The sequence below is a fragment of the Abyssicoccus albus genome (assembly GCF_003815035.1).
Taxonomy (GTDB): domain Bacteria; phylum Bacillota; class Bacilli; order Staphylococcales; family Abyssicoccaceae; genus Abyssicoccus; species Abyssicoccus albus.
On sequence record NZ_RKRK01000002.1, the window covers coordinates 227336 to 242155 of the forward strand.

The 14820-nt window shown below is 33.7% G+C and carries 14 protein-coding genes (1 of these 14 running past the window's edge); 11 read left to right on the top strand and 3 right to left on the bottom strand.

Translation table 11 applies throughout. The features are described from left to right. The first annotated feature begins 32 nt into the window (after positions 1 to 32). Positions 33 to 1034, top strand: coding sequence for a competence protein CoiA (locus EDD62_RS01150; RefSeq protein WP_123807217.1), 1002 nt, complete (start codon positions 33 to 35; stop codon positions 1032 to 1034). An 11-nt stretch (positions 1035 to 1045) separates the two neighbouring features. Continuing rightward, on the top strand, positions 1046 to 2851 hold the full coding sequence (gene pepF / locus EDD62_RS01155) for an oligoendopeptidase F (protein ID WP_123807218.1): 1806 nt from the start codon (positions 1046 to 1048) through the stop codon (positions 2849 to 2851). A gap of 217 nt (positions 2852 to 3068) precedes the next feature. On the opposite strand, the gene EDD62_RS01160 is transcribed toward pepF, so the two are convergent. The 3 genes from EDD62_RS01160 to EDD62_RS01170 all read right to left on the bottom strand — a co-directional run bounded on the left by EDD62_RS01160 (position 3069) and on the right by EDD62_RS01170 (position 4899). After that, the gene (locus EDD62_RS01160) at positions 3069 to 3866 is read right to left on the bottom strand and encodes a DsbA family protein (protein ID WP_077140649.1); all 798 of its coding nucleotides are present in this window, start codon (positions 3864 to 3866) and stop codon (positions 3069 to 3071) included. Between the two features lie 23 nt (positions 3867 to 3889). Further along, positions 3890 to 4261, bottom strand: coding sequence for a globin domain-containing protein (locus EDD62_RS01165; protein WP_077140648.1), 372 nt, complete (start codon positions 4259 to 4261; stop codon positions 3890 to 3892). Positions 4262 to 4335: 74 nt separating this feature from the next. Further along, entirely contained in the window at positions 4336 to 4899 is a 564-nt protein-coding gene (locus EDD62_RS01170) for a CYTH domain-containing protein (protein ID WP_123807219.1), read from the bottom strand. Between the two features lie 75 nt (positions 4900 to 4974). Between EDD62_RS01170 and EDD62_RS01175 the strand changes: the two genes are divergently transcribed. From EDD62_RS01175 to EDD62_RS09455, 9 genes are all read left to right on the top strand, one after another. Further along, positions 4975 to 5331, top strand: coding sequence for a UPF0738 family protein (locus EDD62_RS01175; RefSeq protein ID WP_123807220.1), 357 nt, complete (start codon positions 4975 to 4977; stop codon positions 5329 to 5331). Positions 5332 to 5337: 6 nt separating this feature from the next. Continuing rightward, complete coding sequence (locus tag EDD62_RS01180; protein ID WP_077140645.1) at positions 5338 to 5964, top strand: GTP pyrophosphokinase; 627 nt, start codon at positions 5338 to 5340, stop codon at positions 5962 to 5964. Positions 5965 to 5968: 4 nt separating this feature from the next. After that, entirely contained in the window at positions 5969 to 6775 is an 807-nt protein-coding gene (locus tag EDD62_RS01185) for an NAD kinase (RefSeq protein WP_077140644.1), read from the top strand. Then, entirely contained in the window at positions 6772 to 7587 is an 816-nt protein-coding gene (locus EDD62_RS01190) for an RluA family pseudouridine synthase (protein ID WP_123807221.1), read from the top strand. Before EDD62_RS01185 ends, EDD62_RS01190 begins: the two co-directional genes overlap by 4 nt. Before the next feature lie 118 nt (positions 7588 to 7705). Beyond that, complete coding sequence (gene mgtE / locus EDD62_RS01195) at positions 7706 to 9094, top strand: magnesium transporter (protein WP_077140642.1); 1389 nt, start codon at positions 7706 to 7708, stop codon at positions 9092 to 9094. Between the two features lie 14 nt (positions 9095 to 9108). Next, positions 9109 to 10965, top strand: a complete 1857-nt coding sequence (locus tag EDD62_RS01200; RefSeq protein ID WP_077140641.1) for a cation:proton antiporter family protein — start codon at positions 9109 to 9111, stop codon at positions 10963 to 10965. Positions 10966 to 11059: 94 nt separating this feature from the next. Beyond that, entirely contained in the window at positions 11060 to 11836 is a 777-nt protein-coding gene (gene fabI / locus EDD62_RS01205; RefSeq protein ID WP_077140640.1) for an enoyl-ACP reductase FabI, read from the top strand. A 144-nt stretch (positions 11837 to 11980) separates the two neighbouring features. Beyond that, positions 11981 to 12841: a YSIRK-type signal peptide-containing protein gene (locus EDD62_RS01210; RefSeq protein ID WP_123807222.1), complete on the top strand. Its 861-nt coding sequence runs from the start codon at positions 11981 to 11983 to the stop codon at positions 12839 to 12841. Positions 12842 to 14238: 1397 nt separating this feature from the next. Then, on the top strand, positions 14239 to 14820 hold the 5' end (the start) of the coding sequence (locus tag EDD62_RS09455; protein ID WP_462476952.1) for a Rib/alpha-like domain-containing protein. 1029 nt of this gene lie beyond the right edge of the window; 582 of the gene's 1611 nt are visible here — the first part of the coding sequence; it begins with the start codon at positions 14239 to 14241; its stop codon lies beyond the right edge, outside the window.

Genomic DNA, 14820 nt, shown 5'->3' on the forward strand with positions numbered 1-14820 from the left:
TTTACGATATATATAGTAGGAGGTATTTTTTTATGTTAATGGCTAAAGATATTCAAACAAATGAAGTTGTGTCAATTCATGATGCAAATCGTAACAATAAATATTGCTGTCCAATCTGTCATGAGCCTGTCATTATTAAACACGGTCAACATAAAATACCACATTTTGCTCATGCAAGACATCACTTATGTCATGCATATAAATATAAAAAAGAAAGTCCATTACATTTGTCAATGAAACATAATCTATATCAATTGTTTCGTCATTTAAATCATCGTGTTGCTTTAGAATATTACATCAAAGACATTGAACAAATACCAGATGTTTTCGTAAATCATCATACAGCGATTGAAATTCAATGTTCTAACATTCCATTTAGTGATATACTAATGCGCTCAAATGGATACTATGAATGTGGGTTTGATGTTGTATGGATTATTGATTATCAATCTTTAAAATTTAATGGACATTTAATTGATTTGACACAATTTCAACAGTCTTTAATTTGTGGTGAAACATTGAGCATTTATGCTCTTGATAATACTACACTGCAGCTACATCAAATTTATTTGTTTAGCTATTGTGGCGATCACACATTTATGTATTATGACCATATTATATCGGCAAATGATTTATTAAATCGCCAATCTCTTAATTGTAAATCATCAAACAATAAACTAAATCACATTCCATATCATATTAAATCGAATGTAATTCAAGACTATATCAAGCGATGTCGTCGAAAAAGGAATGTTAACGATCTTACATTAACGGCTATGTACTATGCTCAAAGATTTGATAATACGATTCCATCATGTGTTGGTATTACAACATGTCATTCACTGTATTGTAAAATCTCACCTGTGACATGGCAAATGTTGTTACAAAGTGAGCAGGGAACAAGGTTGCTTATAGAACATTCATTTTTTATGAGAACATTTTATGATGACTATAAATTAACGTTGACAGCAGATCGTATTGATTTATTAACGACAGAATATTATGATAGAATTAATAATATTCACAATATTTAGGAGGGTTTTTAATGACTACATTAAAAGAGAGACATGAAATAAATCCAAAAGATCAATGGGACTTAACGACAATTTTTGAAAGTGATGACCAATTTTGGGATCAATTTGAAGTTGTAAAATCAAATATCAATAAAGCAGAACAATTTAAAACGAAGTTGAATTCATCAAGTGAGACGTTATATGAAGCAATAACAACCCTTGAGAATGATTCACAACAACTATCTAAACTTTATGTATATGCACATTTGTTACATGATCAAGATACTTCGAATTCAACGTATAGTGCGATGGAGAATAAAGTTCAAAGTTTAGCGGTACAATTTAGTGCTGCGTGGAGCTACTTTACAGCAGAGTTACTGTCCATTGATGAATCACGTATGAAGGAAATGATTGAGTCGCATGAAGGATTAAAGTCATTTGAATTTAATTTAATTAATATCTTAAAAGATAAACCATATACACTATCAACAAATGAAGAGAAAATATTAGCGCTTGCGAGTGAGCCATTATCAACTGCTGAAGAAACATTTTCTATGTTTAGCAATGCAGATATACAGTTTGATGATGCGATTGATCAAGCAGGTGAACGACACATTGTAACGCAAGGATCATATTCCAAGTTGATGGAATCATCTGATCGTGTGTTGAGAAAAAACACATATAATAGTATGTATAAAGCTTATGGACAATACAATCACACACTTCAATCAACATTATCAGGTGTTGTAGATAAACACATATTCTCAGCAAGAGTAAGAGGATATGACTCGAGTAGACACCAAGCATTGCACCAGAACAGAATTGATGAAGTGGTTTATGATCAATTAATTGATGCGGTGAATGAACATTTACCACTGCTCCATCGTTATACTGCGTTACGCAAAGAGTTGTTACAATTAGATGAAATGCATATGTATGATATGTACACACCACTTGTGAAAGATATCGATTTTAAAGTAACCTATGAAGAAGCAAAAGAGTGGTTGATCAAAGGTTTAAAACCAATGGGTGAAGACTATTTAGATATCATTAAAGAAGGCTTATCCAACGGTTGGGTTGACGTATATGAGAATAAAGGTAAACGAAGTGGAGCATACTCATCTGGATCATATTTAACAAATCCATTTATTTTAATGAACTGGCAAGATAACGTCAATAATTTATTTACATTAGCACATGAATTCGGTCATTCAGCACATAGTTATTTGTCACGTAAACATCAACCGTCACATATGAGTGATTATTCAATATTTGTCGCAGAAGTAGCATCGACTTGCAATGAAGCATTGCTAGCTCATACGATGCATCAAGAACTGACAGACCCAATGAAGAAATTATACTTGTTAAATCATGAATTAGAAGGATTCAAGGGAACGGTATTTAGACAAACAATGTTTGCTGAGTTTGAACATTTGATTCATCAGATGAAAGAAGAAGGTACACCATTAACTGCGGATGCATTAAATGAATTATACGGTAATCTTAATAAAAAATACTATGGTGATGCAGTTGTAACAGATGAGAATATTTCAAAAGAATGGTCAAGAATCCCTCATTTCTATTATAATTTCTATGTATATCAATACGCGACAGGGTATAGTGCTGCGATTGCGTTAAGTGAGCAAATTTTATCAGAAGGACAACCAGTGGTAGATCGTTATGTTAAAGAAATGTTATCAGCTGGTAGTTCTGAAGAACCATTAACCGTGCTAAAAAATGCTGGCGTTGATATGACATCAAAAGAGCCGATTGTAAAAGCGTGTAAAGTATTTGAACAAAAATTAGATGAATTTGAGAAATTAATTAAATCTTTATAATATTATAGAAAATTTCAATATTTAATTTAGAATTCAAGACAAAACGATTGAATATATCTTTAATTCGTGATATATTTTGATTATGAAATTTACACATAAAGCATACCCCTTTGCTTTTATGTCAATAAATTTCTCCCATCCCCTTTGTTTAAGTGACGTGCAACACACGTCACTATTTTTTTGCAAAAAAATAGTACCCTTATTTATCATAGGGGTACTATACATTGTTTAATTTCCAATAAGTTAATTGATCTCTTCCTACAAAATAAGTGACATGTTTTTGAAGATTTAACTTTTTTAATTCTCTAGCAGTGATTTGTTCATCCCAATCATATAAAGTCATAATATCTTTTTCAGAAACTATTTTGTGCATTTTAATGTAATCAAGTAATGAAGGAGCTAGTTTCTTTTCAAGTTCATAATCAAATAAATTGGATATTATATACGTATATACAGAATAGTCATATATTCCCTCTACTTTAATACCTTCATCGGTATCGCACCCCCCAAAAAATACGACAGTTGGAGCACTGTCGACATCCATTTCAAGTGCCATTTGTTGATCGGTTTTAAGGGCTGGTGTCATAAGATTTGAGCGAATATCATCTTCAAATTCTTGAATATCAAGGCCTGCTAATTGGGCACATTTTTTTATTTTCTCCGTCGTTAATACTTTATGTTCTACATTTAAATTTTTAAATATATGGTGTATGAATAAGTCACCATATTTAGTGCCTTGTAGTTCAGCAGCCTTCATAGCAAATGCGATGTTATCGAAAGTTTCTGTCGCTTGTGCTTGGCACTTAGTTAATACTTTAATAGAAGGGAGAAGTACACGTCTAATTCTAACAATGTGATCATATTCAAACGATAATTTTTTCATATAACGTTCTAGTTCCCAACAGTTTGGGTCAAAAGGATCGAAATAGACAAAAATTTCTATTTTTTTAATCTCTTTAATACAACGTTCATGCTCGGGGATACTCTCATCGAGTGCATAAAATTTTTTATTCATAATGAAATCATCCTTATCATGAATTACTCATTTACAGTACTATTTTGCATATGATGAGCAACCATTGTGTATCTCTCCATTAAATAGCCTTTCATATTAGCATCTAGACCAACGTCGTCAATGGCTTTAGAGATATTTTCAAGCCAAGCATCTCGCTCTATTTCAGTGATGACAAACGGCATGTGGCGTGCTTTCATCATTGGATGACCATGTTCTTCAATGTAAAGATTAGGTCCACCGAGAAATTGAGTTTGGAATTGCTTTTGTTTTCTTGCAGTTTCTGCCCAATCACCTGGAAATAGATGATTCATTCTGTCATCATTTTTTACATAGTTGTAGAAGATATCAATCATTTGATGCAGTTTTTCTTCTCCAATCTCTTTATATGGATTCATACAATTGACTCCTTTAAAAATAAATCTATATACATCATGTTCTTTTATGAAGAATTTTTCAATTATTTTGCTTCCTAGAGATGGTCCATAAATCTTTTGATCTTTGGATTAGCTTTTCTTACTGGAATGTGATGTTGGTTCAACAGAGCATTAAACTTTTTTAATCCATTGTCATGATGATTAACTTCAAATTCTAATTCATAATCTTCGAAATTAGGAAATTCAGTGTGATCTAATACGAGAAGCTCATTGTCTAACTCTTTTTCATAACGTGTTGTTTTTATTTTGCCTAAAGAACAGAAGGACAATGCTTCTATTTCATATTGTTTTAAATGTTGTTTCATCATGTCATTAAGCTGTTCAAAGTGTGTCAATGTGTCAAATTGGACCATCTCATTAATTTCGATATTTTGATTTTGATTTGTCGATGGGATTTTCAATGTTAATTCTTTATTGTCATCTATTGTTCTTATGCGTAGTGCAATTTTATTTGTGGTCAAATCGTTATCATATGTATCAAAATATTCGTTAATTTGAATGATTGGATGACATTTTGTAACATCAAAATAGTGATTGAGTAGTTGTTTATATTCAGATTTAATTAGCATATTTTTAAATTCAATTTCTATTTCCTGCATAGGATCACCTCGTATAAAATAATATCATTTATGTACTTTTATGTTAAAATAATATATTGAATAGGAGTGTTACTTATGAATTTATACATTACGGAAGTAAAAATAAAAGATGGACAATTCTATGGATATACAGAAGAATCAATTGAAGGTTATGAAGCAACTGGGCGAATGATTGTTGATAGTGATCAACATTCCTTCATTTACTTATTAGATAACGGTAAATCATTCGATAACTTACATTTTGTACAGGAAACTTGGGGAATGTTACATGAATCATTTGAAAAGCATCCAATCATCATTAATGACACGTTAGAACTGATAGAGTTCAAAGATGAGATGAATGATTTGTTATGGAATATTAAAGGTAATGATAATTATGGTAAAGATTTTCATGAAGCAGTTGAAGAGACTTTCAAATTGAAAGATGAGTGATTGACAATGAATCAATGGGAAGAATTTCTAAGCCCTTACAAACAAGCGAATGAAGAGTTGAAAGTCAAACTTAAAGGCATTCGTAAACAATATGAGCTTAACAATGAATACTCACCAATTGAATTTGTTACAGGACGAATTAAGCCTGTTGGAAGCATTATAGAAAAAGCACAAGCACGAAATATTGACTATGATAAGTTAGCGCTTGAAATGTATGATATATGTGGCTTGAGAATTATGTGTCAGTTTGTCGATGATATTGAGATTGTTGTTCAATTGCTTAGACAACGTGATGATTTCAAAATTGTTGAAGAGCGTAACTATATAGAACATACGAAGCAATCTGGCTATCGATCGTACCACGTCATTATAGAATATCCAATTGAGACCATTGAAGGAAAGAAAGTCGTTCTTGCTGAAATTCAAATCCGTACGTTAGCGATGAACTTCTGGTCAACGATTGAACATACACTGAATTATAAGTATGCTGGTGAATATCCACCAGAAATACAACAACGGTTACAAAATGCAGCGCAAGCATCATACTTACTTGATCAAGAAATGAATGAGATAAAAGAAGAAATTAAAGCAGCCCAAAAGTATTTCACAAATAATCGAACAGATAGAAGGTGACTTCATGAAATATTATATTCGCTCAAAAGGTGATGCAACTAGTAATGCATTGAAAGCGAAGATGGAACGGCACATGACAAATGTGAATTTAATTGAAGATCAAGACAATCCCGATATTGTTATTTCGATCGGCGGCGATGGAACATTATTGCAAGCTTTCCATCATTACACACATCGGTTAGGTGAAACAGCATTTGTTGGAGTGCATACCGGACATTTAGGTTTTTATGCAGATTGGTTACCTCATGAAGTTGAAAAGTTAGTGATGGCTATTCATGAAGAAGAGTTCGAAGTGATTGAATATCCGTTAGTTGAGACTATTATACGTTATACACATAATGGTCGTGAAAGTCGTTATGTGGCAGCCAATGAAGTGACAGTAAAAACAATAAATGGCGCTACGCTTGTAACGGATGTCACATTAAGAGGGCAGCATTTTGAACGATTCAGAGGTGATGGCTTATGTATATCAACTCCTTCAGGTTCAACGGCTTATAATAAAGCTTTAGGCGGAGCATTAATTCATCCGTCAATTGAAGCGATACAACTTACAGAAATTGCATCGATTAATAACCGAGTATTTAGAACCGTCGGCTCGCCGATGATACTCCCGAAACATCATACGCTCGTTGTAACACCTTGTAATGAAGATCGGTTTCAAGTGACGATTGACCACTTGAGTGCTGACCATAAAGATATAGAGTCGATACAATTTAGAGTGGCCAATGAACGCATTAGATTTGCAAGGTTTAGGCCATTTCCTTTCTGGAAAAGAGTTCATGATTCATTCATCTCAAGTGATGAATCGTGATTATTGAATTAATTTCATATAAAAATCAAACAGCTATGGATGTATTGAAATATTATCATTTATCTAAAAAATTTAGAAAGCTAATATTCACATCAGCAGATTATCAATTAACAACGGAATGTGGTCAAAGTGTGAAACCACATTCCGTTGTTAATTGTCATCATAAGCTTATTTTAAAAATAGGATACGATGATTTTGACTTGAAAGCAGTGTTTGAATCATTTAATATCCATACAATCTATGAAGATGAGTTTCTAATTATTATTAATAAGCCAAGTGGACTATATAGTCATAAAGCAACATTTAATAAAAATCCTAATCTATCGATACAAGAGATTGCATTATTAAAGGGTCATAAGATCCATATTTTGACCCGACTAGATAAAGATACTTCAGGATTAATGATTATTCTGAAGTATGACTTTATCCATGGTATGATGCACCAACAGTCTGTTATTAAAGAGTATGATGCGTCGATATATGGAGAGTATAATGGTCCAGCAAACCTTGTCTATCCTATTGATAGGAAGGATGGGTCCATTATAGAAAGAGCGATTGATATGAATGGATTAACATCAAGAACTGAAATTATGGATGGACATTATGATAAAACTACGAATACGACGAGGTTACATTTACAATTACATACAGGTCGAACGCATCAAATTAGAGTGCATCTAGCAAGTGTAGGATTCCCAATCATTGGAGAGACATTATATGCAAATGATTCTTCATTACAACTGCAATTAAAATGTACTCATGTATCATTCATTCATCCGATCACCTTAAAAAGATTAACAGTTAATTTTTAAGTTATAGAATAATAAATATTAATTAATACTTTTTATAGAAAATATATAGAAAGTGAATTAAGTAAATTATGGTGTCATATGCTATAATGAAAAAAAATTTGAATATGTGTGGTGATAAATGATGGTAAGTAAAGATAATTTTTCGAAGGAAGAACTTGAAGAATCAGTTGATGTTGAACGAATCATACAATCTATTGAACAAGATGATTTAGAAGGTTTTCGCTCATATTTTTTAGGTTTACACCGATATGAACAAGCCGAAGTGTTTCTGTCGTTAGACGAATCACTCCATAGTAAGTTATACCATTATTTATCACCCGATGAAGTTGCATTATTTATGGATAATATTGATCCGGATGAAGAAATGTTTGAGCGGATTTTTGATCGCATTGATTCGATATATGCTGCTGACATATTAACTGAAATGTCTTATGATAACGCGGTTGATATTTTGAGTGTATTATCAAAAGAGAAGGTCGCAAGTCTTCTTGTATTAATGCCGCGTGAAGATGCTAAAGAAATGCGTGCATTATTGAACTATGAAGAAGATAGTGCCGGCGGAATCATGACGACAGAATATATTAGCGTACCTCAAGATATAACAGTCCGTGAAGCATTAATCGTTGTGAAAGAGCAAGCACCGGAAGCGGAAACGATTTATTACGTTTTCGTCATCGATCATCATAAAGAACTTGTTGGCGTACTCAGTCTTAGAGATTTAATCGTTAATGATGATGATGAATACATTGAAGATATTATGGTAAAACGTGTAGTCAGTGTTAGCGCGATGGCAGACCAAGAAGCTGTTGCTTTGAAGATGCGTGATTACGACTTATTAGCATTACCTGTAGTAGATTATCAGAACCATTTATTAGGGATTATCACTGCAGATGATATTATGGATGTCATCGATGAAGAGGCGAGTGAAGACTACTCAAAACTTGCCGGTGTAAATGACATTGATAATACGACAGATACATTTTTACAAGTGGCTAAGAAACGACTGCCATGGTTAATCGCTTTAACGGTTATGGGGATGATTACGGCAAGTATTCTTGGTCAATTTGAAGAAACGATGGCGAAAGTTGCACTGCTTGCTGCATTTATTCCGATTATCGGTGGAATGGCAGGAAATTCAGGAACCCAATCACTTGCCGTTGCCGTTCGTGGTATATCGACTGGTGAAATTAAGGAAGCTTCTAAAATGAAAATTGCTATGAGAGAAATGGGTTCTGGCTTTATTAGTGGTCTTGTTTGTGGTTTAATATTATTTGTCATTATTACAATATTGTATCAAGAAGTGATTCTTGCCCTCATTGTCGCAATTAGCTTAATGCTTGCAATGACGGTGGCTACTTTAGCTGGGGCTATTGTTCCACTCGTGATGCATAAGTTCAATATTGACCCAGCAGTAGCAAGTGGCCCATTTATTACAACGATTAATGACATTATTAGTATGTTAATCTATTTTGGATTAGCGACGACATTTATGTCATATCTAACTTAAAGGAGGATTGATTTATGGAGCATGGACCATCTATTTTTTCACTATTAATTGTAGTGATTGCTGCATTTTTAACGCCGATTATCGTACACAGGTTGAAAATTAATTTTTTACCAGTCGTTGTTGCAGAAATCATCGTCGGGATTATATTAGGACCTTCACTATTCAACATAATAGAAGCTGGTGATTATGTTAATATTTTGTCTACTTTAGGATTTATATTTCTAATGTTTTTGAGTGGATTAGAAATTGACTTCGATGCGTTTAAAGTCGAACCTAAGAAATCTAAGAAGAGTGAATCAGAAACAGTAGAAAATAAACCAAATCAACTCGTATTAACGACTGGAATATTTATTGGGATCTTAATATTATCGGTATTATTTGCTTACTTATTTAGTCTATTTGGTATGTTCAATGATATTTTCTTAATGACGATCGTGATTTCAACAATTTCATTGGGCGTTGTTGTACCAACTTTGAAAGAGATGAATATTATTAGGTCTGATATTGGGCAGACAATATTACTCGTCGCGGTGATCGCAGACTTAGTTACAATGATCATGCTTGCATTCTATGGTAACTTGAACTCTGATTCAAGTACATCGATGTGGCTTATGGCCATTCTAATCGTAGTCGGTATCGTTGTATACTTTGTCGGTAAAATTTATAAGGATTCTAAATTTCTTCACCGCTTAAGTGAAGGAACAACACAAATAGGTACAAGAGCTGTGTTCGCGTTAATTATTATGTTTGTTGCATTAGCAGAAGGTGTTGGCGCAGAGAATATTCTCGGAGCATTTTTAGCAGGATGTATTGTCAGCTTACTTAAACCAGATCAGGAAATGGTACATAAGTTAGATTCATTCGGTTATGGTTTCTTTATTCCGATTTTCTTTATTATGGTCGGTGTAGAAATTAATTTAAAAGAGTTATTCAGTGAGCCTTCCGTGTTAATTGTTATTCCATTGTTATTGTTGGCGTTTTTCTTATCTAAATTAATTCCTGTATTCGTATTAAAAAAATGGTATGACATGAATACAACAATTGCGAGTGCATTTATTCTAACGTCCACTTTATCGCTTGTCATTGCGGCTGCTAAGATTGCTGAAGACTTAAAGATGATTAGTTCAATTGAATCAGGTGTATTAATATTATCAGCGGTGATTGCATGTATCGTTACACCAGTCTTCTTCAAGAAGTTCTTCCCAGCAAAGCTCAAGGAAGAAAAAGCATTAAAAGTGGCATTTATTGGACATAATACGTTAAGTGTACCAGTTGCACAAAGTATAAAGTCTGGATTATATGAAGCGACATTGTATTATACAGATGCAATGGCGAATCAAAAAAATAATCAAACGAATATGGACATGATTAAAATAGAAAATTATAGTGAAGATACTCTGGTCGACACTGGTATCTTCAATCACGATATTTTAGTGTGTAGTGCTAATGACGATGATATCAATAGAAACGTAGCACAATTAGCAAAAGAACACGGTGTAAATCGTGTAATTTGTAGGTTGGAATCAACAAACGATGAATCTGAACTGAAATCTCAAGGTATTGAAATATTCAATGTGATTAACAGTACGAAAACATTACTTCGTGGACTCATCGAATCACCAAACATGTTGAACTTATTATCGAATGAAGAAACAACTTTATATGAAATTCAAATGTTGAATTACGTCTACCAAGATATGCGATTGAGACATTTCCCATTTGGTGGAGATATCATTTTTGTCCGAATTTTACGTGAAAATGAATCACTCGTGCCTCATGGTGACACGGAACTTCGTTATAAAGACCGTTTAATCGTGACAGGTAGTCGTGAATACGTTGAAGAATTAAAACGTGAGCTTGAAATGATTTAATAATCATTGCATCATAGGTATTGAACTTGACTTTTCAATCCCTCTTCTATAAATTAGTAGTAGGTACTAATTATAAAGTAGAAGAGGGATTATTATGTCATTAAATTTATCAGATAAAACCTATGTCATTATGGGTGTAGCAAACAAACATAGTATTGCTTGGGGGATTGCACAAGCGTTAGATCAAGCAGGTGCGACATTAATTTTTACGATTATGAGTGATCGCTTTAAGAAAAGTTTGACAAAATTAACGGCAGAATTAGAACATAATAAAGAGCCAATGATTGTCAATTGTGACGTCAGTGAAGATCAAGACGTTGAGAATGCATTTAAAGAAATTAAAGGAAAAGTAGATGGTATTGATGGTGTTGTCCATGCGATAGCATTTGCAAATAAAGAAGATATCGAAGGTCGATATGTAGATACAAGCCGTGATGGATTTTTACATAGCCTAAATATTAGCGCTTATTCATTAACCAAAGTTGCAAATGAATCGAAAGAGTTAATGAATGAAGGTGGATCGATTGTTACTTTGACTTACTTAGGTGGAGAGCGTGCTGTACCTAATTATAATTTAATGGGTGTATCTAAATCGGCATTAGAATCGAGCGTTAGATATTTAGCGCAAGACCTAGGACAAGATGGTATTCGTGTCAATGCAGTATCAGCGGGACCGATTAGAACATTATCTTCTAAAGCAGTAGGAGATTTTAGCACGATTTTATCTGAAATTGAAAAACGTGCGCCGTTAAAGCGTAATATAGATCAAATTGAAGTCGGAAATTCTGTAGCCTTTTTACTGAGTGATTTAGCAAGTGGCGTAACCGGTGAAGTGCTACACGTAGATAGTGGATATCATATTGTAGGGTAGGTCTCTCAGTCATATTAAAAATAAGATTTAACAAGGCAATAAAATTTTTTCTAAAAAGAATTTTATTGCCTTGTTTTTAATTGTATTTAGTTACATATAATGGTATGCTTATTATGTATCAAACAAATAGGAGGTAATTATTAGATGGGAAACAATAATGAATACAAAAAGAAACAACGGTTTTCGATAAGGAAGTATAATTTCGGAATCGGATCTATTTTATTAGGTAGTTTTATTTTACTTAGTAATCCAAACGTAATGCATGCCGCTGAAAACAACATTACAATGAATGAAAATGCCCAAGAAACGATTATGATTGAATCATTAACAACATCAACAGAATTTCAAACTTCAATTAATTCTTCTATTAATTTATTACTACAATCATCAAATTCAAACAATGAAATAAAAGTTACCAACTTACCGTCAGGATTAAGTTTTGATGGAACTAATCAAGTTATAACAGGTGAATTTACAACAATCGGTACATATACTATTAACGTTACTGCAGTTGATAATGTTACTAGTGAAGAGAAAAACTATCAATTTACATTTAATGTTTCTACAATAGAAACTTCTACTGAAGTTGCAACGACAGAAGAAGCAACAACAGAAGAAGCAACAACAGAAGAAGCAACAACAGAAGAAGCAACAACAGAAGAAGCAACAACAGAAGAAGCAACAACAGAAGAAGCAACAACAGAAGAAGCAACAACAGAAGAAGCAACAACAGAAGAAGCAACAACAGAAGAAGCAACAACAGAAGAAGCAACAACAGAAGAGAAGAAGCAACAACAGAAGAAGCAACAACAGAAGAAGCAACAACAGAAGAAGCAACAACAGAAGAAGCAACAACAGAAGAAGCAACAACAGAAGACGCGACTACAGAAGAAGCAACAACAGAAGACGCGACAACAGAAGAAGCGACAACAGAAGAAGCGACAACAGAAGACGCGACAACAGAAGAAGCAACAGAAAAAGCTCAGTCAGCTAAATCAACTTTAGAATCTAATACTGCAAATAAAAACGATGATTATTCAATCTCACAAGTTCGTGATGAAGAAACAGCTGCTACATATTATAAAAAAGCTGCCAACGTTTCTGATAAACAAGCTCGTGAAGTAATCAGTAATTTAAATTTAGATACTAAAAATTTAAGTGAACAAGAATTACAATATGAATTGATCAAAGAATTGATCAAAGCGTTAGCAAACAAGCAGGAAAACAATAAAGCATTAGCAACTACTTTTAGAGCGGCATCACCAAAAGGTGAAGAATCTTTAAATATTGCCTCAAATGAATTAATCAATACATTAGCATTAACAGATAAATCAAAAATAATTGAAGCAGATGCGATTAAGAATGGATATATCAAATCGGGAACTGACGCAACTAATGCTAAGAATACTTTATCAGGAAGAGCTTGGATTGTTGATAAAGGAACGCCTGCAACAACGTCTAATGGACTTACAGCAGTTCCTGAAGGTACGAAAGTATATATGCAATGGATCGATAAAGATGGAGCTGTATCCCCAACATATATGGCTACAACATCTAACAAATTAAGCTCTTCAAATGGTTCTCAAGTAGGTCCAGGTGCATATGCATTTGACTTAAGAGATGCTTGGACTGACGCAAATGGAAAAGAACATAAATATAATGCTACTAGCGGTCAGTTATATCGTCTATGGATAGAAGACTTTGAAACAGAGCGCGGCAATACTGCAACAATGGTACGTCAAGTTGGCGGGTTTTATCCTGGAGGATATACAAATTCTGTAAGTGAATTTAATTTAGGTCAATTTCCATTAATCCGCACTAACATGCAACGTACTGGTATATTCATGGCAGTTAAGCCTACTAATGATTACATGACTACAGATAAATCTAAATGGACTCATGATGAACAAGGTCCAATGAGTAGTCCAGCAGTAGATTTGAAAGCAAAAAATTCAGTTTCGGGACAAGTTTGGTTTGAAACAGGTGCTGGAGATTATGCTAACTCTGCTACAGGACCAAACAACAATAGTAAAGATCCAGAAGCAGCAGGTTATACAGTTGTTATGTCTTCATTAACAAATGAAGGTGCTCAACAATATAAAGCTCAAGTTAATAGTTTACCAGAAAATGAAAGAGTAGCAGCGGCTAAAGAGTTATTAGAAGCAAATCCTGACTATATTTCAGCAACTGTTTATGGTGAAACAGATAATGAAGGCCGATATACTTTAAGATTCCCAGATGGTACGTTAAATACAAGCTATATGTATGGTTATGTGATGGATCCAGATGGCAATGTAGTGAATGCTTATTCATCTTATACAAGTCCAGAATTCAGAGCACCAAACAGTAACTTATCATGGACACCACAAACAGCGCCAGCTCGAAATTTAGTTGCTAATCCAATGTGGTACAACGTTAATTTTGCATTAGTTCCATCTAATGATATTAACTTAGATGTGTTGAAATATAATAATACAGATAAACCTGCAGTTCCAGGTGATAAAGTTTGCATCGACTTAACAGGTTCAAATATATCACCGCTACCAACACGTGTTGAGTGGAGAGATAAAAATGGAGATGTTGTTCAAAAAACAAGCGACATTAATACGCTTGAAGATGGTGAACAACAAGGTATTTTTAATGTTCCAGATGATGCGGAAGATGGAGATATTTACACGGCATATTTAGTAGTAGGAGACAATGATGTAGCAGCTGATTCATTTATCGTAAAAGTTACGGATAGCAGACAATATGAACCAACAACAGATGGTGTAACGAAAGATTATGGGACACCAACGACATCAGATGATGTAACAGGTGCGGTAACAATCCCAGATTATCCAGCGGATAAAGAACAGCCAACAATCACAGTGGATGATGAATCACAATTACCAGATGGCAACACACCAGATACAACAGAAGTAGATGTGACAGTAACATACCCAGACGGTACAACAGACCACATTAAAGTACCTGTAACGGTA